Origin of the sequence: Desulfosalsimonas propionicica (genome assembly GCF_013761005.1) — a bacterium.
Classification (GTDB): Bacteria; Desulfobacterota; Desulfobacteria; order Desulfobacterales; family Desulfosalsimonadaceae; genus Desulfosalsimonas; species Desulfosalsimonas propionicica.
In genome coordinates this window covers 92,979-117,252 of record NZ_JACDUS010000007.1, presented here as the reverse complement: position 1 = coordinate 117,252, position 24,274 = coordinate 92,979, and the positions used below count along the sequence as shown (strand labels likewise).

Genomic DNA, 24,274 nt, shown 5'->3' with positions numbered 1-24,274 from the left:
GGCGGCCACAGCCAGACGCCGGCATAAACCCAAAGCGGATAAACCATGAAAACCAGATCGGTCCTGATTGCGCTTTTGCTCATATTTGCCGCTGCCGCCGGCGCCTATGTTCTCTACTCCATCTTCTCCGGAAGCCCGGACAGCAAAGAATCGGCCAAACCCAAAAAAATCCCGGTAGTGGAAACAGCCGCAGCCGTTGAGACCACAGTCTTTCAAAAACTGGATCTCACCGGCTCCGTAGAGGCCTACCGCGTGGCCCACCTGGCATCGCCTGCCGAAGGACCGGTGGAAAATATTTTCGTGCGCGAAGGCGACCGGGTCCGCGCCGGTGACCAGCTTGCGCTGATCGGCCGGAGGCAGGGCGCTGAGGCCCGGATTGCCTTTCTTCTGGAAGAAGTCAAAAAAGAAGAGGCCAATTTGGGCCGGACGCGCAGGCTGGTGGAAACCAGCGCACTTGCCAAAGAAAGGCTGGATCAGGCCCGGGCTTCTTGTGAAAGTGCCCGGTCACAGCTGGTTCAGGCACAAGAATCAGCAATGGATCACACTGTATCCGCCCCGTGGGATGGTGTGGTCTCGCGCCTGGAGGTCAAAACAGGCGAATTTGTGGCCCCGCGCACCATGCTCATGGAACTCTATGATCCCGATTCCCTGGTGATCCGCGCGGCCGTGCCGGAGCGATACGCCGCACAGATCCATCCGGACATGGACGTGGAGATCCGTCTGGACGCGTTTTCCGGCAAAACCTTTCAGGGGCGCATCCAAAAAGTCTATCCCTACCTGGATGCCCGGCTGCGCACCCGGACCGTGGAAATCGTTCCGGAAAAGGCGATTGATCTGCTTCCCGGCATGTTTGCCCGCCTCCAGATCATCCTCAAAAAGCACGACAATGCCGTGGTGGTGCCAAAAGATGCGGTCTTCTCCGATTCAGAGGGCCCGGCCGTATTTGTGGTCAAAGACCAGAAAGCGGTCAAACGCCGGGTCAAAACCGGAATCACGGAAAAGCAGGGAATTGAAATTACCAAAGGCGTTAATCCAGATGATCAGGTGATTGTGGCAGGCCGTCAAAAGCTGAAAAACGGAGATGCGGTCGCCCTGACAAAAGGCCGGACCCAATGAAAATAACGGCCTATGCGGTTTCCCGAAGACTTGCCGCAGGCGCCATTGCCGCAGCCCTTGTGGTACTGGGCCTCTACGGCCTTTGGCGGCTGCCGGTGGATTATCTGCCGGATATCACCTACCCCCTGGTGAAAATACAGATCCAGTGGCCCGCAGCCATGCCCGGGGAGATCGACACCGAGATCGCCGATCCGGTGGAGCGCCTCATGGCCACGGTGGACCGGCTGGACTATCTGGAATCTTCCTCAATGGAGGGGATTTATTCCCTGGACGTGCATTTTGAGTACGGGGCAGACATTGACGTGGCATTCCAGGACGTGCTGGCTGCCTTAACCCGGGCTGAACAACATCTTCCAGATGACATTGAAGCCCCTTACGTATTTAAGGCAGATCCCTCCCAGCTCCCGGTGATGCAGCTCACCGTAAGCTCGGATCAATGGGACCCGGTCCGGCTTCGGGACTGGGCTGACAACTGGCTCCAGGACCGGATACTGGCGGTGCGGGGCGTGGCCGGCACGGAAATCATCGGCGGGCTTGAGCGCGAAATCCGCATTGAACTCGACCCGGCAGCCATGGAAAAACACCGGCTTTCCTTAAACGACATCATCGATCACGTGGGTGCGGAAAACCTGGAACTCACCGGCGGCCGGATCACCGAAGGCCCCAGGGAAATCATCGCCCGGACAATGGGCGAATATGAAACCCTTGAAGACATCGGCAGTGTGGTGTTGATCCGGGATGAGCACCGGAAAGTCTTTCTCCGAGACATTGCCCGGGTGACAGACAGCCACGAGGACCAACGGGTCATCACCCGGTTTAACGGCGGGCAGTGCGTCAAAATTTCAGTTCTCCAGGAAGCCGAAGCCAACACCGTGCAAACCGCAGACAACGTGGCCCGGCTCCTGGAAGAGCTCAAACCCGAACTGCCCGAAGGCCTCAGGATAGGCTATGTGGAGGACCAGGCGGTTTACGTGCGCCAGGCCCTTACCGGTGTCCGCAACGCCGCCATTGCCGCAGCGGTTTTGCTGATCATCGTGGTCTACCTGTTTCTGGGCAGTGCCAGGCAGGTTTTGATCATGGTCATTGCCCTGCCCCTGACCCTGGTGCTCAATTTCGGGCTCATGAAGCTTGCCGGGTTTTCTCTCAACATGTTCTCCCTGGGCGGACTGATCGTGGCCATCGGCGTGGTACTGGACAATTCCATCGTGGTGGTGGAAAACATCTCCCGGCTCCGGCGTGAATCTTTAGAAAACAGCACCACCGCCACCGCCGTGGCCGCCGTCGATGAAGTGGGCCCGGCCCTGGTGGCGGCCACCCTTTCGTTTCTGGCCCTGTTTGTGCCCTTTCTCATTGTTCCCGGCCTGATCAGCCTGCTTTTCCGGGAACTCATCCTGGTGATTTCCGGCATCGTGGTCATCAGCCTGGCGGTTGCCGTGACACTAACGCCCATGATCACCACCCTTTTGCTTGGCAAAACCCGGCCCGGGGATGAATCCGGGTGGTTTGCAAAAATGTTTTCAGGCTTTACGGAAATCTACGGCCGGGTGCTGACCCGGGCGCTTATGCGCCGGAAAACCGTGATCGGGGTTTTTCTCATAATCCTGGCAGCTGCTTTTTTTCTGACCGGACGGCTGGGCGGGGAATTTCTGCCCCTGATTGATGACGGCCGCATCATGGTCAAGGTAAAAATGCCCACAGGCGCATCCGTACACGAAACCAACCGCGTGCTGGGAAGAATCGAAAAACAGGTGACAGATGATCCGCGGGTTGAAAGCACCTTTGCCCTGGCCGGCGGCCAGGTCAAGGGGTTGACCACCTTTGAGGTGGCCAATGAGGGGCAGGTGGACATCCAGCTCGTGGCCCGGGCCCAAAGGAATATCAGCACCAGGGATTATGTGGCTTTTCTGCGCAAAAGCCTTGCCGGCATCCAGCCGCCCGGGGGACAAATTATGGCCCGTCAGATGCCCATCAAGGGCATCAAGGGCCTGCGGGCCGCAGATGTCATCGTCCAGGTCCGGGGCCGGGATATGGAGATCCTCGAGGATCTGGCCGGCCGCACGGTGGCGGCCGTCCGGGGAACAGATCAGTTTGAAAATGTCTCCATCTCCATGGACCGGACCAAACCCGAGTATCAGGCACGCGTGGACCGGACAAAGGCATCCGAGCTGGGAATTTCTGTTGCAGACGTGGCCCGGTCTCTGCGTTCCCTGATCACCGGGGCCGTGCCGACCCGGTTCCGCGACGGAACAGAATACTACGATATCCGGGTTTTGGTCCCGGAAACAAGCCTGACCAGCCGCCAGAATGTAGAAAACCTGATTGTCCGCGCAAACGAAGACGGCACAATCCGGCTCAGAGACATTGCTGATGTAACCGCCGCCTCCGGCCCGGTGGAAATCATCCGGGAAAACCAGGTCAAACAGATCACCGTGGAGGCGGATATGGCCGGCGGTGATCTGGCCGGCGGGGTCGCCGGGCTGCAAAAAGCCCTTGAACAGATTGCCCGGCCGGCGGGCTATGGCTTTGACTTTGGCGGAAATGCGGAAATGATGGCGGACATGAAAAATACAGTGTTTGCCGTGCTCGGCTTTGCCCTGTTTTTCTCATTTATCGTGCTGACCGTGCAGTTTAACAGCATCCGGCTGCCGGCTTTGATCCTTGCCTGCGTGCCGGTCTGCCTGGCCGGCTCGGTGTTTGCCATGCATGCCGCAGGCCTGCCCCTGGGGGCCACGGTGATCATCGGCGTGCTGGTGGTGGTGGCCGCAACGGTCAACGACGGGGTGCTGCTGTTGACCCATGCCGGCGATCTGCAAGACCGGCAGGGACTGGCCGCCGGGGCCGCGGTAACCGAGGCGGCCAAAATCCGGCTGCGCCCCCGGATCATGACATCTGTCACCACCATGATGGGATTTGTTCCCCTGGCCGCCAACATGGGCGAAGGCGGCGACATGCTCCAGCCCATGGCCGTTGCCGCCATCGGCGGCCTGGGCATGGAAATCATCGTCGCCCTGTTTCTGATGCCCTGTCTCTATACCCTGGCCCACAGATAACAACCATGAGGCTCTCGTAAAAAACCTTTTACCGCGTCCGCTGTTGTTGCAGGAAGGAAGCCCTGCGGCCGGGGTTTCAGTTTTTTCGCTCCTGACCGTTTACGGATTCATCAAATGCCTTCGCTAAAATTTCAAAAACTCGGCCCGCCGGCCTCAAACAGTTTGAAATTTTTACGCTCCGGCATTTGCTGAATTTTTCCGTAAACGCTCAATGTCGCTTCAAAAACTGAAACCCCGGCCTTGGACTTCCTTGGAAGGCTTAATACAGAGATCATAGCGAAACCAGAAAAGAACGAAACCTGTTAGATTTACTTAACACTTAATCACTTAAAACTTAACACTGCCTGTAAAAAATACTTTTTACAGGCTCATCAACCATTTCTGTTTTAAAAATCTGAAACCCTCGGGTGCAAATCAGATAATGCCCGCCATCAGGCAGACGGAAATGCCCAGCAGCAAAACGCCGGCAATGGTTTGAACTGTCGTCATGGTGACCTTGTGCATCCAGCGCTTGCCGATGATCACACCGATAAACGCAGCCCCTGTTCCAGCGCCGATCAGGGGCCATTGTTCTGCACCGATGGGACTGGCGGCACCTGCGGCCAAAAACAAAAACCCATAGGCAACAATCCGTGCCATGTCCACCATAAAACCGATAAAAGCATTGGTGCCCACAAAGGCCTCTGTAGAGACCCCTGTCTTTAGCAAAAAGGCCGATCGCAGTGCCCCCTGGTGGCCGGACAGGCCCCCGAAAAAGCCGGACAGCAGACCGCCCCACAAAAGGTGCCGGCGGTCGATCTTTAACTTCCGAAGCAGGGGAAGCAGCTCAAACATGGCAAAAATGAGCACCAAAATCCCCATCACCAGCTTGACCGGTGTGATCACGGCGGTTTTCGCGCCGATGGAATAGGTGGCCAGGGCGTCAAAGCCCGATACATAGCCAAGTGCGGCGGCTCCGGCAAACGCGGCTATGATGGCCGGCATGCCGAAGCGCAGCACAAGCTCGCGGTCGGCATGCCGGCCCACCATCAGGACCTTAAAAATATTGTTGGCCCCGTGCACCACCGCTGTTGCCGCCACTGCCACATGCACGGGAAAAAAAACGGCAAATACGGGCATCAGCAGGGTGCCGAGGCCGAAGCCGGAATAAAGGGTGAGCCCGGACACAAAAAGGGCCGCCCCGCAAACCACAAGATAAATCATTGCTCCATGACCTCCTGGTAAAGCTCTTTGATTTTTTCCCGCATGCGGTTTAAACGTTCTCTGCCCTCAGATGTGATGCGGCAATATTTCAGCTGTTTGCAAGCCACCGTGCAAATTTCGCAGGTCAAAAATCCGCCGGCCGCCATGGAGGTGGTCGTTCAGATTCGGACAGGTCCCTTAACTCCGTTAATCCATGGTCTGAAAATGCGTTTTTCAACGTTCCCGGAGCTGCCTGATTTCTTCCGGGATGGCCGTATCACTCAAGACCATATCGGGCATGTGATGTTTTTTGAGTTCAGGGATATGCACAAAGTATTCAATGAGCTGGGCTTTTATGAATTCCGGCCTGATGTCCGGATGATAGCTGGCCCGGCTGTGGTATTCCTTTAACAGCGTTGAGCCGCTTTTCACCTGGATAACGGTTTCAAACTCCAGTCCCATGACATCCAGGCCGGGCCTGTTATCGGTTACCCGGGTATACATCTCGACTTTATTTTTTCCGGTGCGAACCTTTTTGACCGCAATGGGCCAGTAAAGTTCCGGGTCCCAGACAAAACCCGGCTTCTTGGTGACTTTGGTTTTTTTCCGGCTGTCCATTTTTTCATAATCCAGATCAATTCCAAGATCCCGCTGAAGCAGCCCGGCGAGATCTTTCATGAATTTGGGTTCCGGCCTGTCGTTATACCGCCGGGTGGGGGCGTCCATGATGACCGGATAAACAAACTGAAAATCCTCTGTATCGCCAACGGCCGGAAAAGGCTGAACGATGAGCTCATTTCTGGCAAACTCGAAAGTTTTTGAATCCAGGCCACTGACAATCTGACCGGCTTCCGGACCTGAAACCGGTTTTTTGACCCCTCCGCATCCCGCCGCCAGGACAGCCAGCGCCAGGATCAAAAACATTGCTCTGATTTTCATGATGTTTCCTTTCTTTTCAAAGAATTTCCGCCAATTGTGAGCGATTTGCCAATTCCGGCTGAAAAAAACATTGCACACCAATATGATAAAATCGTAAAAACCTTTTTACAGAACCATCGGGCAATAAACATCAAAAAACAAAAAAATGCAAACACAATGGGCCGGCAGCGGCCTGGCCGGCTGAACAGACCCGGACAGGAATTGAATTGATGCGAATTTCCCTACACTTTATATGCCTGCTGGTGATTTTGTGCATATCATGTCCGGGATGCCGGTCGACTGCATTTGTTGATGTGCAAAACTATGTCCACGACAACTACGCGCAGTCATCTGATCCCGCATCTTCAGCCAAAGGCATTGATTTTGCTGTGCATTCATCCAATGCGCAATACGCTGTGCTCACAGAGGCACAGACCCCGGGGCACCCCGGGACACTGGCCGATACATGGTACGTGATCTGCGTGCGGAAAACACAAGGCCGCTGGCAGGTAATCTATGATCTGACCCGTTCGGATGTGCCGGCTGAAGCCGAACTCAAACACATCCGGCAAACCTTTCCCAAAGACTTTCCCAAAGCGCTTCTGCCCGCGTACTGGCAAAAACTGCTCAACGGGGCATAAAGCCGTTAGGTCCCCTCCGGCCTGCTGCCGCCGCTTCCGATCACAGCAGTGGCCCGGATTTCGCACAAAAGCTCGGGCATGACCAGTTCGGTGACCCCCACGGCCGTCCAGGCCGGAAAATCAGAAGGGATGAATTCGGCCTTAACCTTTAAAAACCTGCCGATTTCCTTCATGGCGGTGTGGTAGGTCACCAGTTCCACCACGTCTTGCATGCCTGCTCCGGCTTCTGCCAGAACATGCTGCAGATTGACAAAAGCCGCCCGTGCCTGGGCCTCGATGCCTTCGGCGGCCTTTCCGTTTTCGTCAATGCCCACCTGACCCGATACCCAGACCCTGTTTCCGGCGCGCACGGCCTGGGAGAACTGGAAGTGCCTGTAAATCTGCTCGGTTCCCGGGGGATTGATCAGGGTTTTTCCTGAAGATTGCATAAAAAAATACCTCCCTGGTCTAAAAAATGATCCTTGATTTCTTTTGTTTTGATAACTACGGACTTTGCTGCCAGATTTCGATCCGGTGGCCCTCCGGATCGTAAAAGTAAAACACCCGTGCGCCCCAGGGATGATCCCGGATATGGGTGGGCCCAAGACCGGATGCATTTATCTTTGCCCAGACCGGTTCAATGGCTTCGACTTCCAGGGCCAGGGTGATACCGGCGCCGCCGCAGCTTTTAACCGAAGCGCGGTTTTGATCGGCAATGCTCAGCCTGGCTCCGCCCGCCAGACAGAACTCCACAAACCAATCGTTTGCAAAATTGACAACCAGGCCGAGCCGGTCTTTGTAAAACAAAACGGTCTGAGACCAGTTTTTGCAGTAAAGGATTGTGTTTGCCGTTTTCAGAGCCTGGTCCATGACACACCCGCTTTCTGTCTTCTGATCTTCAAACTTGACATTTTATTTTCCAAACCACAAATAATAGCCCAATTTGTCCCAAAATACCAGGTTACATGGCTGTTTTTTCATATGCCGGGCAAACATGAGCAAAACTTTTCAGCAGAAAAATTTCCGGCTAAACCTATCAGCCTTCCCGGCCGATAGGTTTTTTTGCGCCGGCAAACCCTTAAAACCGGGGCCGGAGACTGATTGCCACCTGTTTCTGCCGTAAAGGAGCGAAATTACCCCATGAAGCTGCAAAATTTTTCCATCAAATTCAGAATGATTGTTTCCATCGGCATAGTTACGGCCATTGCATTTGCCGCAGTATCCGTCATAGTGGGACTCAAGTCCCGGAATTTGAGCCGCCGGCAAGCCACAGCCGCCACCCGGTACCAGGTACAAAATGCTGCTGAAAATGTGTCTGCCAACGTCGGCCGCGCTCTTCAAAGCGCCCGGATCATTGCCGCGAGCATGTCAGGGATTCAGGAGCAGGGCCAGATACCCTCCAGGGCGGCTGTTACAGCCATACTTCAACAGATCCTCAAAAAAAATGAGCAACTGCTTGGCGTATGGACCTGCTGGGAGCCGGATGCATATGACAAGGGGGATGCCGGGGTATCCCAGGCCCCATGGAACAGCGAGCAGGGACGGTTTGTCCCTTATGTATACAGGGAAGGCGGCCGGATTCAAACCATGGCATTAAACGACTACCTGGAGGCGGATTACTATCTCAGGGCCAAAAACTCCGGAGAGGAAACGGTTTTGGAACCGTTTTTATATGAAATCGGCGGAAGCGAGGTCCTGATGACCACACTTGCGGTTCCCATCAAGGCAAAGGGAAAAATCCTGGGTGTTACCGGTGTCGATCTTTCTCTGGATTTGTTTAACCAGATGATGGCGGAAACCGAACTGACCGGCAACGGGTATATGACACTTGTCTCACAGGGCCAACGGTTTATCGGCCATCCGCAGGCCTCCCTTGCCGGCAGGAAAGTCTCGGGCGTATATGACTGGTTTGATCAGCACTCCGAAAAAATTTCCTCCGGCCAGGGTTTTGTCACCACCAATGCGTCCGAAAAACTGGCAGGCGACGCCCTTCGGGTAGCAATTCCCTTCGAAATCGGCGATACCGGTGCCCGGTGGACAGCCATGGCCGCCATTCCCGTCAACTCCATTCTCGCAGAGGCCAATCAAATGGTGCGCCTGACGGTAATCATTGGCGGCATCGCTTTTATGTGCGTTCTGAGCCTGGTCTACCTGCTGTCAGCATCCATTGCCAATCCGATTCAAAAAATCGTGGAAGGGCTGCACAAAGGCTCCGAACAGGTGGCCTCGGCTTCCAATCAGGTGGCGGCATCCAGCCAGTCCCAGGCGGAAGGCTCCAGCCAGCAGGCCTCCAGCCTGGAAGAGACATCTTCTTCACTGGAAGAAATTGCGGCCCAGACCCGACAAAATGCGGAAAACAGCCGGCAGGCCGATTCAGCCATCAAGGAAACCGCTGCAGTTGTGGACTCCGGAGTGGCGTCCATGGAAGAAATGAATTCAGCCATTGGCGGAATACAGCAATCAGCTCAGGAAACTTCCAAAATCATTCAAACCATAGATGATATCGCTTTTCAGACCAATCTGCTGGCCTTAAACGCGGCTGTTGAGGCTGCCCGCGCCGGGGAATCGGGCAAAGGCTTTGCCGTGGTGGCCGAAGAAGTGCGCAATCTGGCGCAGCGCAGCGCCGAGGCGGCCCAGAACACTTCCCAGCTAATTGAAAAATCCCGGGACAATGCGGAAAACGGCGTAAAAGCGGCAGAAGAAACCGCCGGCCAACTGCGCTCCATCAAGGAGAGCACCGGGCAGATCATCTCCCTGATTTCCGAGATTGCCGCAGCCTCCAGGGAGCAGTCCGAGGGTGTTGAACAGGTCAACACCGCGGTTTCGGAAATGGACAAGGTCGTCCAGCAGAATGCCGCCGACTCCGAGGAGTCGGCCAGTGCCGCCCAGCAGCTGTCCTCCCAGGCCACTGAAATGGACCGGCTGGTGATCCGGCTCAGACAAATTGTCCACGGCAAAAGAAAATCAGATGCGCAATACCAGGCGGCCGGCACACCGGATTCATGAACCCAACACTGTCGGCGGAAACCATCATTTCAACGGATCAGGCAAGCCCGAGACATCCAAAACAGCCTGCCACTGCTCCGGGGTGACCGGCTGGACCGACAGCCGGTTGCCCTTTTTCAGCACCGCCATTTTCGAAAGCACGGGGTGGCTGCGAAGAAAATTTCGGTCAAAGGGCTCGGGCAAACAAGCCAGGTATTGGATATCGACCATGAACCATCTGGGATTGTCTGCAGTTGCTTTGGGATCATAGTGGTCTGATGCGGGGTCCTGGGCCGTGTGGTCCGGATAGCCTTCCCGGACCACCTTTGCCAGGCCCGCGATGGCGGGTTTGGCAATGTTGCTGTGATAAAACAGCACCCCGTCTCCGGCCTTCAGTTCATCGCGCAAAAGGTTTCTGGCCTGGTAATTGCGCACCCCGTCCCAGGCGGCAGTCTGGTTTTCGGAATTTTTCAGGTCTTCGATGGAAAAGGCACCGGGCTCGGACTTCATGAGCCAGTAGCCCGGCCGGCGTTTCTGTATCACGGATTTTCTCCTTCTGGCCTGGAACCGGTTTTTCAAATCTTCTGTGACCACAGCCGTGCGGGCCGCAACAACGGCCGTACGCATCAAATGCGGTCCAATAAAGTTTTAGCATATCACAGCTCAGCCCGCCCGCACAACGAAACCGCGACTTCCCGCCAATTTTTAAAATCGTTATGACCGGGCAAACACCGGGCGGTTTTCCCGCTGAAAACAGTCCGTTTTCACTCGGATTTTTCAGCATCCGGAACCGATTGCGCCTGTTCCAGGAAACTGTTGTAATATTGCCACCCCCCGCCCAGTGCCTTGTAGAGACGGGCCAGTTCAGAGGCCACCTGTCCTTTGGACCGGATGCGCTCGTCTTCGAGTTCCAGCAGGGAACGCTGGGCGTCGAGCACGTTATAAAAATCCGCAAGCCCGGCTTTATACCGGTCCCGTGCCAGAAACTCGGTGCGCCGGGCCGCGTCAACAGCCTTTTCCAGTGATGCCTGCCGCATCTGCTCCCTGGCATAGGCGGTCAGGGCGTCCTCTATTTCCTGTCGGGCGTTTAGCACCGCGGACTTATAGGCAATCAGGGCCTGCTTCTGCTTTTCTGTCTGCAAATCAATGTTTAGCCGAAGGGCCCGGCCATGGAAAATGTTCCATGACACCCCGGGCCCCACATTCCAGAACCGGCTTCCGGCATCCAAAAAATCGCTGCCCGAGTCCAGGGCCTCCAGCCCGATGGTTCCCAACAGGCGAAACTTTGGATACAATTCCGCAGTGGCCGCACCGATCCGGGCGGTCTGGGCCGCCACCTGCCGTTCGGCCTGCCGGATATCGGGCCGGCGGCGCATGGCATCGGCCGGAATCCCCACCGCCACATATTTCGGGACTGCGGGAACCGAACGCTTTGGCGCAAGCTTTTCATCCAGGGCGCCCGGCGACTGACCCAGCAGCACGGCCAACCGGTTTTTGGCGGTGGTCAGCCCGGTTTCCAGCCTTGATATCACAGCACGGCTGCTTTCCAGATTCCTGAGCGCCTGCTGCACGGCCAGTTCATCCACCAGCCCGGACTGATACCGGGAATTGTTTAATGCATAGGTTTTTTTCTGGATTTCAATGTTGGCCCGGGTGACATCAAGCCGCTGCTGATAGGTCCGGACCTCGATATAAGTTACGGCCACTTCAGCCATCAGGCTTGTGAGCACATCCTGCAGATCCGCCCGGCTGGCCTCGACTTCGGCCTGGGCGGCCTGAACCGAACGCCGGATTCCGCCGAAAAGATCCAGTTCCCAGGAAACGTCAAAACCGGCCATGTAATAATCTGTTTCCTCTCCGGCATAACTCGCGGGCATGGCCTCGCTGCCGCGCTGCCGCTGCACCTGCCCGCTGCCGTCCATGCCCGGATACAGGTCAGATCGGCTGATGCCCCTTCTGATCCGGGCCTGACGAAGCCGGGAAAGGGCGGTCCGGATTTCCAGATTGCCCTCCACTGCCTTTTGTTCCAGCTCACTTAACACCGGATCACCAAATACGTCCCACCATTGAGACAGGGTGTCGGATTCTGGCCGGGTGGCCGCCAGGCCCTTTTCCATGCGGGCCTCCCAATTTTCCGGGGATTCGGGCGTCACCTTTTTGTAATCCGGTCCCACCATGGCGCAGCCTGCGGCAATCAATGGAATCAATACCATCAGGCAAAACAGCCGCCGCATATTTTGCAGCCTCCCGGGGCCATCGTCATTTTTGATACGTGAATTCATACAAAAACCTCTTATCCGTTCAATCGCGTTGATCCGCATGATTTATCTCAATTGTCTTTCCAGTTCTGCCATTTTTCCCCAAGCCGCTGAAACAGGTAGTAGAGCGTGGGAATAATGAGAATGCCCAGGGTGGTGGCCGCGATCATTCCGGAAAACACAACAGTGCCGATATGCCGGCGGCTGGCCGCCCCGGCCCCCGTGGCAACCACCAGCGGGGCCACGCCCAAGATAAATGTCAGGGCGGTCATGAGCACCGGCCGGAAACGAATGGCCGCGCCGTCAATGGCCGCCTGGTAGGTTGAAGCCCCCTGGTTCTTTCGGTCCCTGGCAAACTCCACGATTAAAATGGCATTTTTGGCGGCCAGGCCCACAAGCAGCACCATGCCGATCTGGGCGTAGATGGACATCGGATATGATGCGACCCACAGGCCCACAAAGGCGCCGAGCGCGGCCACAATCACCGAAAGAACAATGGAAACCGGCAGATTCCAGGACTCATACAAGGCCGCCAGAAACAGGTAGGCAAAAACCAGGGCCAGGGCAAACAAAAAACCCACGGTGCCGCTGGCCTTTTGCTCCTGGTAAGACATGGTGGACCATTGAAATGAATAGCCTTCGGGCAGGTTGTCCCGGGCCAGCCGCTCCATTGCCGCCATGGCCTGGCCGGATGAATAGCCGGCTGCGGGCTCGCCTTTTATGGCGGCACTGGAAAACTGGTTATAGCGGTTGATCACCCTGGCCCCGAGCACGGTGGACATGTCGATCAGATTTTCCACCGGCACTTCTCTGCCCTTGCTGCTGGTCACATACAGGTCCTGTATATCTTCCATGCCGGCCCTGTAGGCGGCCTGGGACCGGGCCTTTACCTGATAGGTCCGTCCGTACAAGTTAAAGTCATTGACATAGCTGGAGCCCAGCTGCTGGCTGAGGGTGGAAAACAGCCGGCTTACCGGTACGCCCAGTTCCTCCATCCGGGTCCGGTCCAGATCGAGATGGATCTGGGGCGTATCTGCAGAAAAGGTGGTATACACCCGGGAAAGGGAAGGCTCCTGGTTGGCTGCTGCTGCCAGGCCCATGGCCACCGAGGCCAGTTCCCGGGGGGATTGGTCCCGGGTGGCCTGAAGCCGGAAGTCAAACCCGCCCGTGGTGCCCAGGCCCTGAATGGGCGGGGGCACAAACGGGCGAATGTTGGCGGTGGTAACCGAGTTGAGTTCCATGGCCGCCTTGCGCACCAATTCGTTAATATGCAGTTCCGGCGTTCTTCGCTCTTCCCAGGGATCGAGATCGGCAACCACAAAGGCCACATTTTCCGCCTTGCCGCTGAGCATGCTGAATCCGTTGACAGCAATGGCATACTCGATTCCCTCCATGTCCAGAAGCTTGTCTGTAATCTTTTCAGTAACCTTGCCTGTTCGCTGAATAGTTGCGCCTTCGGGCAGTTCTACATCAATGAGAAATCCGCCCTTGTCCTCCTGGGGCAGAAACGCGCCCGGAATATGCCCGGAAAACAGCCAGGCCCCCGCACATACCATCAAAAACAACACAATGCCAACTGCCAGGTGCCGGACAAGCCAGCCCACAACCCAGGTATAGGCAAACCGGCCCCGGGCCAGAGATGCATTAAACCAGCCGAATGGTCCGCGCGTATGCGGCTTTGGGGGCTTTAGCAATACGCTGCAAAGCGCGGGGCTCAAGGTCAGCGCACAAATTGCCGAAATCACTACTGAAACACATAAAGTAATGCCGAACTGCTTGTAAAGAAGTCCGGTAATGCCCGGCATAAAAGCCACGGGCACGAATATGGCCAGAAGAACCAAAGTAATGGCAATAATCGGGGCCGTGACCTGGGACATGGCTTTGAAGGTCGCCTCATTGGCCCCGAGGTTTTCTTCTTCCATGATGCGATGGACATTTTCCACCACCACGATGGCATCGTCGACCACCAGGCCGATGGCCAGTATCAGGGCAAACAGGGAAATGGTATTGAGGTTAAAGCCCATGGCCAGGAGCACTGCAAATGTGCCGATAATGGAAACCGGCACGGCTGCAGCGGGTATGAGCGTAGCCCGGACATTTTGCAGAAAAACAAAAATCACCAGCACCACCAGCAGGAAGGTCAGCCCCAGGGTAAAAACGATCTCTTTGATGGTTTCAGACACATATTGGGTTGTGTCATAGGGAATGACATAGTCCAGGTCCCCGGGCATGCTCTGTGCCCGGCGTTTGAGCTCGGCTCTGACCGCGTCCATGGTTTCAAGGGCATTGGCATCCGAAGACCTGTAGAGTGCCACGTTGATGGCCGCCTTGTTGTTAAAGTTGCCGGCTGCACTGTAATCCTTGCTGCCCAGCTCTACTTCGGCAACATCTTTGACCTGGACCAGCCCGCCTTTTTCATTGCTCCGGACAACGATGTTTTCAAATTCCGCAACATCCTGAAGCCGTCCCCGGGCATTGAGGGTATACTGCATGTCCTGGCCGGAAACAGCAGGGGCCGTGCCCACAGAGCCCAGGGTGGCCTGAATATTCTGCTGCCGGATGGCGGCAATCAATTCATCCGGACTCATCCCAAGGGAAGAGAGCTTGTCCGGATCCATCCAGATGCGCATGCTGTATTCAGACTCGCCGAAAATAAATACGTCACTGACCCCGTCGACCCGCTGCAGGGCATCCTTGATGGTCCGGCTCACGTAATTGCTGATAAAAAGACGATCCCGGGTACCATCAGGAGAAATAAAAGCAATCATGCCCAGCATGTCCGAGGACCGGCGCCGCACATCAATGCCCTGATCCACAACTCCCTGGGGAAGCCGGGATTCGGCAAGCTGGAGGCGGTTTTGCACATTGACCTGGTCGATATCCGGATCTGAGTCCACGTCAAAGGTGATCTCCAGGGAATACTGCCCGTCATTGCTGCAGTCCGATTCCATGTAGAGCATGTCTTCAACCCCGTTCATCTCCTGCTCAATCGGGGCGGCCACCGTGTCCTTGACCACCTGGGCGCTGGCGCCGGGATACACGGCGCTTACCCGGATGACCGGAGGCGTGATCGAGGGATATTCAGCCACGGGCAGGGCAAATACCGCGATAAGTCCGGCCAGGGTGATCACAATGGAAATAACCATGGCCAGCCTGGGCCGCTGGATAAATATATTGGAAAACATATCCTAAAAGTCCTCTTTTTCATCAGTCCGGGTCTTGACGCGGATTCCGGGCGACACCTTCTGGATCCCCTCAACAATCACGGTTTCCCCCTGGCTGAGTCCGGATTGGACAATCACCTTATCGCCAATGACCGGACCGGTTCCAATACGGCGTTTTTCAACCCCGGCGTTTTGATTCACCACAAAAACAAAGCGGCCGTCCCGGTCCTGCTGCACTGCCCGCTGCAAAACCGCAGGCTGCATATCCGGCTGATCCGGCTGCACAAAAACATTGACATACCGGCCCGGCACCAATTGTCCTTCCGGATTGTCAAACCGGGCCCGAACCGCAATGGTGCCGGTTTCGGGATCCATCCGGTTGTCAATAAATTCAATTTTTCCTTCATGGGCATAATCGACTTTTTTGCCCGGAAACCGGACCCGAACGGTCAGTTCTTTTCCGTCCGGCGCTGCGGGTGTATCCGTATCCACATGATGGAGCATGTCCATGTTTGATTCATTCATGGAAAACACCACCCGGATTGGATCCATTCGGACAATTTCCGCCAGCGGCCCTGAAGAAGGGCCCACCAGGTCGCCCTGTTTGTAAAAACTCTGGCCGACCCGCCCCTTTATGGGCGCTTCAATGGTGGTATAATCCAGGTTTATTTCTGCCAACTCCAGGCCGGCCTCAGCCTCCTGCAGCCGGCCCCGGGCCAGATCCCTGGCTGCCCGGGCATCGTCTAAATCGGTTTTGGACACGCTTTCAGGCCGGGCCGACTGCAGACGGCCAAGCCGGGTCCGGGCCTTAAACAAATCCGCCTCGGCCTGGATTACCCCGGCTTTGGCTGAATCAACCCGGGTCTGATACGGCCCCTGTTCGATCACATACAAAAGCTGCCCTTTGTCGACAGCGGCGCCTTCACAAAAATTGACCTTTTCCAGGTAGCCCTCCACCCGGGCACGAAGATCAATGGATACAATGGCCTCCACATGGCCCACAAATTTTTCCGGCTTGCGGGCGTTTTCCAGGTCCACAGCCGCCACCTGCACCAGGGGCGGCGGGCCCTTGGGCCCCTGGTCTTCCGGGGCCGCCGAGCCGGAGACCGGAACCATGATCAAAGAAAAAATCAGAATCCACAAATCCGCTTTCATGTGCTGTATCCTTTCTGGTACGGGTATAGAATCATTTAAAACAAGTGTATGCCGTTTGCTTCCACAGGGTGTGGTGAACCAGTCCGTGCCGGGCAAAGCGCCTGGCGATGAGCAGACCGCAGTCGGTGCGGGCCATTACCTGAAATTCTGCTTTCCAGGCCAGGTGGACACAGATTTCGTTTTCCACCTCCAGGTTCCGGTAGCAGGCAAACCAAAGCGGTCCGGCAATTGCCCCCTGCTCCCGGAATGCGGCCATATCTTCCAGCAATTGCACACATTGGCCAAGCCTGGCAGTGCGCACGGTAATGGCTTCTATCCACATGGTTTTCCCCCTTTAAGGACATCTGTATAAGCACAGCCTGTGCCAAAACCAAAATAGTCTGCAGTATCAAGTGGTTATCAAAATATTTCATTAGAAGATTGACATTATAATGTGAAAAAAATACACTATGATGTAACTATTCTTTAATTTCACCAAATAATGTAAAAGAAATCCCATGAAACAATCCACTGAATCCTTTTTCCAGGAAGCGGTGCTGCGCATTTGCAGCAGCTTAGACATTGACAAGGCCCTGGACTCCTGCCTGAATTATTTGCAAAACTTCATTCCGGCCGACTCCATGCATCTTTCGGTGTATATACCGGATGTCCGGATGCTGCGATTTGTGGCTGTGGCCGGCGAAGCTCGGAGCAGACCCGCCGCAGACACCGTTCAGGCCCCGGCCATTGACTGGCAGGCACCTGAAAACCAGCGCCCGGGACTGCCGGATCTGCATGTGGTCAACAACCCGGGAAAAGACCCGAAAGTGGCATCCACACTGCAGCAGCTGCACCTGGATAGCAATTTTTCAGTCATGATCATGCGCCTGTCTCTGGATGATCGCTATATTGGCGACGTGGCGGTCCAGAGCCGGGGCACGAACCGCTATTCCGACGCCCATGGCCGGCTTTTTGTCCAGCTCCGGGACCCCATTGCCATTGCCCTGGCCAATGCACTCAAGCACCTGGAGGTTGTCCGCCTCAATGAAGTGCTGGCCGATGACAGCCGCTATTTCCAGGAAGAGCTCAGGGCCAAAAAAGGCGGCGAGATTGTGGGGGCGGATTTCGGGTTAAGCGATGTCATGCGTCAGGTCCAGCAGGTGGCCCGGCTCGACAACCCGGTCTTGCTCCTGGGCGAAACCGGCAGCGGCAAGGGAATGATCGCCGATACCATCCACAAGCTTTCCCACAGGTCCGCCGGACCCATGATCACCGTCAACTGCGGCGCCATACCCGGCTCTCTGCTGGAAAGCGAGCTTTTCGGCCATGAAAAGGGCGCGTTTACGGGGGCGGACCGGCAGCAGCGGGGGCGATTTGAACGCGCCCAGGGCGGAACCATTTTTCTGGATGAAATCGGGGAACTGCCCCTGCAGTTTCAGGCCAAACTGCTGCATGTGCTGCAGCACAGGGAAATTGAGCGCGTGGGCGGAAGCCGGACCCTTGCCCTGGACATCCGGATCATCGCTGCCACCAACCGGGATCTTGCCGGCATGGTCCGCACCGGGAAATTCCGGGAAGACCTGTGGTACCGGATCAATGTTTTTCCCGTCATGGTGCCGCCGCTTCGCCAGCGAAAAGAGGATCTTCCCGCCCTGGTGCATCATTTTTTGCAGCGCAAGTCCGCGGATTTAAAACTCCCGTTTCGCCCCCGGCTGCCCGCCGGCGCCCTGGACCGGCTCATGGCCCATGACTGGCCGGGAAACGTCCGCGAACTGGAAAACCTTGTGGAAAGAGCCCTGATCCAATCCACCGGAAGCCAGCTGGATATGGATTTGCTCACCGGCAATACCGGAGGCGCCCGCACTGCGGCGGCGGCCGGCGCCATAGATTCAAGCAAAGATTATCCCTCCCTGGATTCGGTATGCGCACACCACATTCGCCAGGCCCTTGACCGGAGCCGGGGAAAAATCAGCGGTCCGGGCGGAGCCGCCGAACTGCTCAAACTGCATCCCAACACCCTGCGCCAGCGCATGGACAAGCTAAACATCGCCTACAGGCGAAGGCGCTGATATTATGAAAACAGAAACATTCCACATCCCTGTTTTCCCTTTTTGAACTGCAGCGCATGTTCCGGAGTTGATTCGAACTTATGTTTGGAACATTTGTCCGAATTTTTTAAGCGAATTTTCCACCTCTCCAACTTATTTTTGACCCAAGTCAATGCGGACAGTATTTTTTGATGCGACAGAGCAAATACACTCTGTTTTTTGTGCACCCTGTGATTTTCCTTTTTTGAAAATCCACGCAAGACGGGAAAAAAGCTGGATGCGGTGAGAAAACAGGCGGCTGCATAGGTAAATGATCTACGTGCACGAAACTGCACAAGACGATTCAGACAGGACCGGCTCACGGGATGGGAGAACAGCTGCATCAGGAGATGAAAATCAAACCGGACATAGAGATCAAAAGGGTCTACAGCGAGGCTCAAACAGAAGACGGCTTCCGCGTCCTTGTAGACCGGGTATGGCCGAGAGGGATATCCAAAAAACAACTCGGGGCGGATCTGTGGTTAAAGGATGCAGCCCCGAGCACCGGACTTCGGAAATGGTTCGGACACGACCGGGACAGGTGGGAAGAATTCCAGAGGCGCTATTTTGCCGAGCTTGATGAAAAACCCGGGGTGATTGGGCAGCTTCTGGATCTAGCTGAAAAACAGCGGCTCACACTGCTGTTTGCAGCCCGGGACACAAAATACAACCACGCGGCTGCACTCACAACGTATCTGATTTCGGCAGCCGCAACAAAGCAATCGTCCGGGCAAAAAGAAAAAATCTCATGAACTTTTTCATCGATTGGAACAGATTTACACTGGAGGCATGTGATGCAGTTCAATAAAGATACGGGCACCTCGCCCGTGGATCTTGAAAACGAGGACATTATCGCTGCCATGAAGGAAATGCAGGGATATATCGATATCACGCCCGCGGACTTCATGGAGATTTACCGTGTCGCGTACAATCATGCAGTGGACCGGATCGCCCGGTCCATGCGCGCCAAAGACGTCATGACCCGGCAGGTGATCTGCGTCCATCCGGAGACCTCCCTGCTGGAAACCGCAGAGCGCATGGCTGCGGGCAACATTTCGGGCATTCCGGTTGTAAATGAAAAAAATGAAGTCCTGGGCGTGATTTCGGAAAAGGATTTTCTCGAAAAAATGGGAGCTGAGCCCTCGGGCTCATTTATGGGTGTTATCAGCCAGTGCCTGAAAAACAAGGGATGCGTGGCGCTTCCCATCCGGGGCAAAACCGCGGCCGACATCATGTCCGTCCCGGCGGTGACCGTGGAACCGGAACGGCCCCTGTCGGAGATTTCTCAATTGTTTGTCGAAAAACAAATCAACCGGGTGCCGGTGGCAGGCCCGGACGGAAAAATTGCAGGCATTGTCAGCCGTGCCGATATGGTGAAATCATTTTTTGCAAAGGTTTGTTAAAGGAAAAATCATGCAGTATTTCAAAAAAATGAAAGGTGTTACCACAAGTCCCCCCAGAGTCAGCTTTTCGGAAATGCTCTGGTCATGGGCGGGATCATTTCTGGGCATTGCGGCAGTCGCCCTGGTTCACCACAAAATACTGGCAGAATCGGATCTGGTGATGATCATCGGCTCCTTTGGCGCGTCTGCGGTGCTGATCTACGGCGCCATCCGAAGCCCCCTGGCCCAGCCCAGAAACCTCATGGGCGGGCACATGATTTCCGCTGTGATCGGGGTGGCGGCATTCAAACTGCTTGGGGCCAGCATGCCCCTGGCTGCAGCTGTTGCGGTTGCCACGGCCATACTTGCCATGCATGCCACCAAAACCCTGCATCCCCCCGGCGGGGCCACTGCCCTGATCGCGGTGATCGGGAGCAGCAAAATCCATGCCCTGGGCTTCTGGTACGTGCTGCTTCCCGCCGGCCTCGGAGCTGTTGTGATGCTGGCAGTCGCCCTCCTGGTCAACAATCTCGCCCCCCGCCGCCGTTACCCGGAGTTCTGGTTGTAAAAACAAAAAAATCAAATATCTTTACATCCGGGTGATTTGAGGCTATAGTTTTTTGAAGTAGCAAAATATTTCTATCCTTTTGAAAACAACTGGTCCCAGCTGTTAGCATTCTGTTTTTTTTATAAATTATCTTCAATTTTTTACCGGAACGACAACCGGCAGCAGCAGAATCCCGGCCAGCCGTTTTTCCCGTCCAAAATCTGCAGCGCCGCAAGAAACAACCCTTTGTGAGCCGTAACGCACGCCAACATGAACCCGACTCAAAATGAAAAGGGGGTATGAATGGAAGAAATTCTTGGGATGATCAGCAGTTTTGTCTGGGGACCTGTAACAATCGTTCTTCTGGTCGGCACAGGAATTTTGCTGACAATCGTTGTTCCGCTGATTCAGCTGCGCAAGTTCGGCTATGCCTGGAAACTGATCTCCGGCAAATATGACGATCCAAAGGACAAGGGAGAAATCAGTCATTTCCAGGCCCTGACAGCAGCGCTTTCAGCCACCATCGGCACGGGCAATATCGCCGGCGTGGGAACGGCCGTGGCAATCGGCGGGCCCGGCGCCATGTTCTGGATGTGGGTCACCGCGGTTTTCGGCATGGCTCTGAAATACGGGGAATGCCTTCTTTCCCTGCATTACCGGACCATTCACCCCGACGGCGTGGTGGGTGCCGGGCCCATGTACTACATTGAAAAGGGCCTGGGGCAGAAATGGCTGGGGGTCTTATTTGCCGTGTTTGCAGCCGTGGCCTCATTTGGCATCGGCAACATGGTCCAGGCCAATTCCGTGGCTGAACCCGTTCAGACCTATTTCGGGATTCCCAAGCTGGTGACAGGCCTGCTCATCGGCGCCCTTGTTTTTCTTGTGATTGTCGGCGGCATCAAGCGCATCGGCCAGGTGGCCAGCCGGCTGGTTCCCATCATGGCAACGTTTTACGTGATCGGCTCCCTGGTGGTGATCTTTGCCAATATCAGCGAGGTTCCGGCCGCCTTTGGCATGATCTTTACAGATGCTTTTACCGGAACGGCGGCCACCGGCGGCTTTGCCGGCGCGGCTGTGGCGCAGGTCATCCGCTTTGGCGTGGCCCGGGGCGTATTTTCAAACGAGGCCGGCCTGGGAAGCGCTCCCATTGCCTGGGGGGCGGCCAAAACCAGCGAACCGGTGCGCGCCGGGCTGATTTCCATGCTCGGTCCCTTTATTGACACCATTGTGGTCTGCACCATGACCGGCCTGGTCATCATTATCACAGGGGCTTTTACCTCCGGGGAAACCGGTGCCGACCTGACGGCCAAAGCCTTTAACATGGGGCTTCCCGGCCCGGGCGGATACATTGTGGCCATCGGCATCATCTTTTTCGCCTTTTCCACGGCCATTACCTGGTCTTATTACGGGGACCGGTGCATTGACTATCTTTTCGGCCAAAAACTGGTCATGCCCTACCGGGTGCTTTACTGCCTGCTTTTGCCGGTTGGCGCCTATGTGGAACTATCCACGGTCTGGACCATCTCGGATATATTCAACGCCCTGATGGCCTGGCCCAACCTCATCGCCCTGATCCTTTTAAGCCCGGTCATCATCCGGTTGACCAAAGAATACTTCAGCGATCCCAAGCGGGTCTATCCGGCAGACGTGGGATAAAGACTCCCGGAAAGCAGCTAAAATTCTGCATTGGCAAGGGGTCGGCCACCTTTCGCCCCCGGGGCGCAGGTGGCCGGCTATCTCATTTCTGCGGTTTCCGGGTGCATTAATGGAATTGCCGCAACCCCTGGGCGCAAACTCAAGACCCTGATTTGTTATGCATAGGAATCCTTAGAAACTTACAAATTAAATTTCTGAATCACGGCTTTTAAAAACACATCAAGATCCCTGATGTCATCCTGGAGTTTTCCGTAAATCCTTTCAAAATCCAGCTTGCCGTATTCATGTACGATCAACCATTTTTTCACGACTCCAGAATCTTTTGTTTCATGCCGTCCTGCATCTGTTTCAGGTAATAATTGAAATCCGCAATCCTGGAGACGGCAATCATTGTAAAATAAGAGTCGAAATATGAATCCCGCACCAGGAGACGCCTTCCTTTGGACAGAATCTGCTTTAGCAGAATTTCTCCTGCATGGTTCATCATTACCGGGTGAATATCTTTTTTCAGGATTCTGCCGAGTTCAACCAGGTATTTTTCCTGAAGGGCGTTTGCGGATGCAAGATATTTATAGTGCAGAAGAACGGCTATATCCACGTCGCTTGCGGCCATCTGTCTTCCTGCGGCACGGGAGCCGAACAGGTAAACCGAAGCCACCTCTTCTCTATGCTGAAAATAATTTTTGATTTTCTCATCCATGTTGCCCATGTTGCTGCCCGGCTTTCGCTTTTCCTGTTCCTGTCCGTGTTTTTGACCGTTTTTTCGAAATATGTCCAGCATTTCAAATACGTATCAAGTTGCAATGAACCGAAAAGACAAAAGACAGGAATTCCTGAGCCGGGGTGATAAGGGTGGATTTGACCTTTGCCGTGGGCAAAGCTATATTATGGGCTTAAAACTCATTTCATGTTTTTATTTCAATTGCTATCCGGCCACATGCAGAGAAGACCGGGACAAAAAACAGGAGCATTATAATGGAAAAAAGAAAAATCAAGGACAACATCTACTGGCTGGGCGCCATTGACTGGGACCGGCGGCTGTTTGACTCCCTGATCCCCCTGCCCGACGGCACGAGCTACAATGCCTATCTCATCAAGGGAAGCGAAAAAACCGCGCTTTTGGACACCGTGGATCCGCCCATGGAAGACACGCTCATGGAGCAACTCCGGGGGGTAGAAAAAATCGACTACATCATCTCCCATCATGCCGAGCAGGATCATTCCGGCACCATCGGCCGGGTGCTGGAGAAATTTCCCGGAGCAAAGGTGGTGGTCACCCCCAAAGCCAAAAACATGCTTATGGACCTTCTCCGACTCGACGAAAGCGTGTTTTCCCCTGTTGAAGACGGCGATGTATTGTCTCTGGGGGATAAAACCTTAACATTCATCCACACCCCCTGGGTGCACTGGCCCGAGACCATGGTCACCTACCTGGAGCAAGACCGCATATTGTTCAGCTGTGATTTTTTCGGCTCCCACATTGCCACATCCGACCTTTTTGTCACCGACCCGGGACGGGTATATGAGGCGGCCAAGCGCTATTTTGCCGAAATCATGATGCCGTTTGGCAAAGTCATCGCCAAAAATCTGGAAAAGCTCAAACCCTATGACATTGACATGATCGCCCCGAGCCACGGCCAGATCTACGACCAGCCCGGCTGGATCATGGATGCCTATGACCAGTGGGTCAACGGTGCGCCCAAAAACCTGGTGGTGCTGCCCTTTGTCTCCATGCACGGCAGCACCCGGCAAATGGTGGATCACCTGGCCTCGGCCCTCACAGATCAGGGTGTGCGCGTGGAACTGTTTAACCTGCCTGTGACCGATATCGGCAAACTGGCCATGTCCCTGGTGGATGCGGCCACCATTGTGGTGGGCACGCCCACGGTGCTGGCCGGCCCCCATCCCATGGCCGCATACGCCGCATTTCTGGCCAATGCCCTGCGGCCAAAAACCAAATTTCTTTCCATTCTCGGCTCCTACGGCTGGGGCGGCAAAACCGTGGAAACCCTTGCCTCCATGACCGGCAACCTCAAAGTGGAGGTCCTTGATCCGGTTTTGTGCAAGGGCCTTGCCTCGCAATCCGATTTCAAAGCACTCGATGACATGGCCGCAGCCATTGCCAAAAAGCACAAAGACCTGGATCTCGTCTGAATCCGCCCCGGCGGGCGAAAA

Annotated in this window: 21 protein-coding genes; 10 read left to right on the top strand and 11 right to left on the bottom strand. The window is 55.3% G+C overall.

Features of this window, described 5'->3' with window-relative positions:
• Positions 1–45 precede the first annotated feature (45 nt).
• Together HNR65_RS12420 and HNR65_RS12415 are read left to right on the top strand one after the other, a co-directional pair.
• On the top strand, positions 46–1,116 hold the full coding sequence (locus HNR65_RS12420; RefSeq protein WP_181551837.1) for an efflux RND transporter periplasmic adaptor subunit: 1,071 nt from the start codon (positions 46–48) through the stop codon (positions 1,114–1,116).
• Positions 1,113–4,166: an efflux RND transporter permease subunit gene (locus tag HNR65_RS12415; RefSeq protein ID WP_181551836.1), complete on the top strand. Its 3,054-nt coding sequence runs from the start codon at positions 1,113–1,115 to the stop codon at positions 4,164–4,166. The genes HNR65_RS12420 and HNR65_RS12415 overlap by 4 nt, the downstream gene beginning before the upstream one ends.
• Before the next feature lie 414 nt (positions 4,167–4,580).
• Here the strand turns inward: HNR65_RS12415 and HNR65_RS12410 are convergent, their stop codons facing one another.
• Positions 4,581–5,369 (bottom strand): TSUP family transporter, encoded by a 789-nt coding sequence (locus tag HNR65_RS12410; protein ID WP_181551835.1) that lies wholly within the window; start codon positions 5,367–5,369, stop codon positions 4,581–4,583.
• 213 nt (positions 5,370–5,582) lie between these two features.
• On the bottom strand, positions 5,583–6,287 hold the full coding sequence (locus HNR65_RS12405) for a hypothetical protein (RefSeq protein WP_181551834.1): 705 nt from the start codon (positions 6,285–6,287) through the stop codon (positions 5,583–5,585).
• A gap of 209 nt (positions 6,288–6,496) precedes the next feature.
• Between HNR65_RS12405 and HNR65_RS12400 the strand changes: the two genes are divergently transcribed.
• The gene (locus HNR65_RS12400) at positions 6,497–6,907 is read left to right on the top strand and encodes a hypothetical protein (RefSeq protein WP_181551833.1); all 411 of its coding nucleotides are present in this window, start codon (positions 6,497–6,499) and stop codon (positions 6,905–6,907) included.
• A gap of 5 nt (positions 6,908–6,912) precedes the next feature.
• On the opposite strand, the gene HNR65_RS12395 is transcribed toward HNR65_RS12400, so the two are convergent.
• Positions 6,913–7,335, bottom strand: coding sequence for a RidA family protein (locus HNR65_RS12395; protein WP_181551832.1), 423 nt, complete (start codon positions 7,333–7,335; stop codon positions 6,913–6,915).
• Between the two features lie 55 nt (positions 7,336–7,390).
• Positions 7,391–7,756: a VOC family protein gene (locus tag HNR65_RS12390; protein WP_181551831.1), complete on the bottom strand. Its 366-nt coding sequence runs from the start codon at positions 7,754–7,756 to the stop codon at positions 7,391–7,393.
• Between the two features lie 270 nt (positions 7,757–8,026).
• Between HNR65_RS12390 and HNR65_RS12385 the strand changes: the two genes are divergently transcribed.
• Positions 8,027–9,892, top strand: coding sequence for a methyl-accepting chemotaxis protein (locus HNR65_RS12385; protein ID WP_181551830.1), 1,866 nt, complete (start codon positions 8,027–8,029; stop codon positions 9,890–9,892).
• Between the two features lie 24 nt (positions 9,893–9,916).
• Here HNR65_RS12385 and HNR65_RS12380 read toward each other — a convergent pair whose 3' ends face one another.
• The 5 genes from HNR65_RS12380 to HNR65_RS12360 form a co-directional block, all read right to left on the bottom strand.
• Entirely contained in the window at positions 9,917–10,498 is a 582-nt protein-coding gene (locus HNR65_RS12380; protein ID WP_181551829.1) for an EVE domain-containing protein, read from the bottom strand.
• Positions 10,499–10,635: 137 nt separating this feature from the next.
• Complete coding sequence (locus HNR65_RS12375; protein ID WP_181551828.1) at positions 10,636–12,105, bottom strand: efflux transporter outer membrane subunit; 1,470 nt, start codon at positions 12,103–12,105, stop codon at positions 10,636–10,638.
• A 95-nt stretch (positions 12,106–12,200) separates the two neighbouring features.
• On the bottom strand, positions 12,201–15,314 hold the full coding sequence (locus HNR65_RS12370) for an efflux RND transporter permease subunit (protein WP_181551827.1): 3,114 nt from the start codon (positions 15,312–15,314) through the stop codon (positions 12,201–12,203).
• 3 nt (positions 15,315–15,317) lie between these two features.
• Positions 15,318–16,448, bottom strand: coding sequence for an efflux RND transporter periplasmic adaptor subunit (locus HNR65_RS12365; protein WP_181551826.1), 1,131 nt, complete (start codon positions 16,446–16,448; stop codon positions 15,318–15,320).
• Positions 16,449–16,479: 31 nt separating this feature from the next.
• Positions 16,480–16,770: a hypothetical protein gene (locus tag HNR65_RS12360; RefSeq protein WP_181551825.1), complete on the bottom strand. Its 291-nt coding sequence runs from the start codon at positions 16,768–16,770 to the stop codon at positions 16,480–16,482.
• Between the two features lie 175 nt (positions 16,771–16,945).
• On the opposite strand from HNR65_RS12360, the gene HNR65_RS12355 reads away from it, so the two are divergent.
• The 5 genes from HNR65_RS12355 to HNR65_RS12335 all read left to right on the top strand — a co-directional run bounded on the left by HNR65_RS12355 (position 16,946) and on the right by HNR65_RS12335 (position 22,099).
• Positions 16,946–18,496: a sigma-54 interaction domain-containing protein gene (locus HNR65_RS12355; protein WP_181551824.1), complete on the top strand. Its 1,551-nt coding sequence runs from the start codon at positions 16,946–16,948 to the stop codon at positions 18,494–18,496.
• A 344-nt stretch (positions 18,497–18,840) separates the two neighbouring features.
• Entirely contained in the window at positions 18,841–19,266 is a 426-nt protein-coding gene (locus HNR65_RS12350; RefSeq protein ID WP_232364758.1) for a DUF488 domain-containing protein, read from the top strand.
• A gap of 42 nt (positions 19,267–19,308) precedes the next feature.
• Positions 19,309–19,917, top strand: coding sequence for a CBS domain-containing protein (locus tag HNR65_RS12345; protein WP_181551823.1), 609 nt, complete (start codon positions 19,309–19,311; stop codon positions 19,915–19,917).
• Between the two features lie 10 nt (positions 19,918–19,927).
• Entirely contained in the window at positions 19,928–20,464 is a 537-nt protein-coding gene (locus tag HNR65_RS12340) for an HPP family protein (protein WP_181551822.1), read from the top strand.
• Positions 20,465–20,746: 282 nt separating this feature from the next.
• Entirely contained in the window at positions 20,747–22,099 is a 1,353-nt protein-coding gene (locus HNR65_RS12335; RefSeq protein ID WP_181551821.1) for an alanine/glycine:cation symporter family protein, read from the top strand.
• A gap of 179 nt (positions 22,100–22,278) precedes the next feature.
• On the opposite strand, the gene HNR65_RS18175 is transcribed toward HNR65_RS12335, so the two are convergent.
• Together HNR65_RS18175 and mntA are read right to left on the bottom strand one after the other, a co-directional pair.
• A complete protein-coding gene (locus HNR65_RS18175) occupies positions 22,279–22,407 on the bottom strand; it encodes a HepT-like ribonuclease domain-containing protein (RefSeq protein ID WP_269750882.1) in 129 nt (42 codons plus the stop codon).
• On the bottom strand, positions 22,404–22,880 hold the full coding sequence (mntA, locus tag HNR65_RS12330) for a type VII toxin-antitoxin system MntA family adenylyltransferase antitoxin (protein WP_181551820.1): 477 nt from the start codon (positions 22,878–22,880) through the stop codon (positions 22,404–22,406). Before mntA ends, HNR65_RS18175 begins: the two co-directional genes overlap by 4 nt.
• Positions 22,881–23,074: 194 nt before the next feature.
• On the opposite strand from mntA, the gene HNR65_RS12325 reads away from it, so the two are divergent.
• Positions 23,075–24,253, top strand: a complete 1,179-nt coding sequence (locus HNR65_RS12325; protein ID WP_181551819.1) for an FprA family A-type flavoprotein — start codon at positions 23,075–23,077, stop codon at positions 24,251–24,253.
• Positions 24,254–24,274 lie beyond the last annotated feature (21 nt).

What these genes read in the sequence shown, in the direction of transcription:
- HNR65_RS12395 (WP_181551832.1), bottom strand. Translation starts at nt 7,335, where the DNA reads ATGCAATCTTCAGGAAAAACCCTGATCAATCCCCCGGGAACCGAGCAG.
- HNR65_RS12360 (WP_181551825.1), bottom strand. Translation starts at nt 16,770, where the DNA reads ATGTGGATAGAAGCCATTACCGTGCGCACTGCCAGGCTTGGCCAATGT.
- HNR65_RS12385 (WP_181551830.1), top strand. Translation starts at nt 8,027, where the DNA reads ATGAAGCTGCAAAATTTTTCCATCAAATTCAGAATGATTGTTTCCATC.
- HNR65_RS12405 (WP_181551834.1), bottom strand. Translation starts at nt 6,287, where the DNA reads ATGAAAATCAGAGCAATGTTTTTGATCCTGGCGCTGGCTGTCCTGGCG.
- HNR65_RS12350 (WP_232364758.1), top strand. Translation starts at nt 18,841, where the DNA reads ATGGGAGAACAGCTGCATCAGGAGATGAAAATCAAACCGGACATAGAG.
- HNR65_RS12380 (WP_181551829.1), bottom strand. Translation starts at nt 10,498, where the DNA reads ATGCGTACGGCCGTTGTTGCGGCCCGCACGGCTGTGGTCACAGAAGAT.
- HNR65_RS12335 (WP_181551821.1), top strand. Translation starts at nt 20,747, where the DNA reads ATGGAAGAAATTCTTGGGATGATCAGCAGTTTTGTCTGGGGACCTGTA.
- HNR65_RS12410 (WP_181551835.1), bottom strand. Translation starts at nt 5,369, where the DNA reads ATGATTTATCTTGTGGTTTGCGGGGCGGCCCTTTTTGTGTCCGGGCTC.
- HNR65_RS12400 (WP_181551833.1), top strand. Translation starts at nt 6,497, where the DNA reads ATGCGAATTTCCCTACACTTTATATGCCTGCTGGTGATTTTGTGCATA.
- HNR65_RS12325 (WP_181551819.1), top strand. Translation starts at nt 23,075, where the DNA reads ATGGAAAAAAGAAAAATCAAGGACAACATCTACTGGCTGGGCGCCATT.
- HNR65_RS12420 (WP_181551837.1), top strand. Translation starts at nt 46, where the DNA reads ATGAAAACCAGATCGGTCCTGATTGCGCTTTTGCTCATATTTGCCGCT.
- HNR65_RS12340 (WP_181551822.1), top strand. Translation starts at nt 19,928, where the DNA reads ATGCAGTATTTCAAAAAAATGAAAGGTGTTACCACAAGTCCCCCCAGA.
- HNR65_RS12415 (WP_181551836.1), top strand. Translation starts at nt 1,113, where the DNA reads ATGAAAATAACGGCCTATGCGGTTTCCCGAAGACTTGCCGCAGGCGCC.
- HNR65_RS12355 (WP_181551824.1), top strand. Translation starts at nt 16,946, where the DNA reads ATGAAACAATCCACTGAATCCTTTTTCCAGGAAGCGGTGCTGCGCATT.
- HNR65_RS12390 (WP_181551831.1), bottom strand. Translation starts at nt 7,756, where the DNA reads ATGGACCAGGCTCTGAAAACGGCAAACACAATCCTTTACTGCAAAAAC.
- HNR65_RS12370 (WP_181551827.1), bottom strand. Translation starts at nt 15,314, where the DNA reads ATGTTTTCCAATATATTTATCCAGCGGCCCAGGCTGGCCATGGTTATT.
- HNR65_RS12375 (WP_181551828.1), bottom strand. Translation starts at nt 12,105, where the DNA reads ATGCGGCGGCTGTTTTGCCTGATGGTATTGATTCCATTGATTGCCGCA.
- HNR65_RS12365 (WP_181551826.1), bottom strand. Translation starts at nt 16,448, where the DNA reads ATGAAAGCGGATTTGTGGATTCTGATTTTTTCTTTGATCATGGTTCCG.
- mntA (WP_181551820.1), bottom strand. Translation starts at nt 22,880, where the DNA reads ATGCTGGACATATTTCGAAAAAACGGTCAAAAACACGGACAGGAACAG.
- HNR65_RS12345 (WP_181551823.1), top strand. Translation starts at nt 19,309, where the DNA reads ATGCAGTTCAATAAAGATACGGGCACCTCGCCCGTGGATCTTGAAAAC.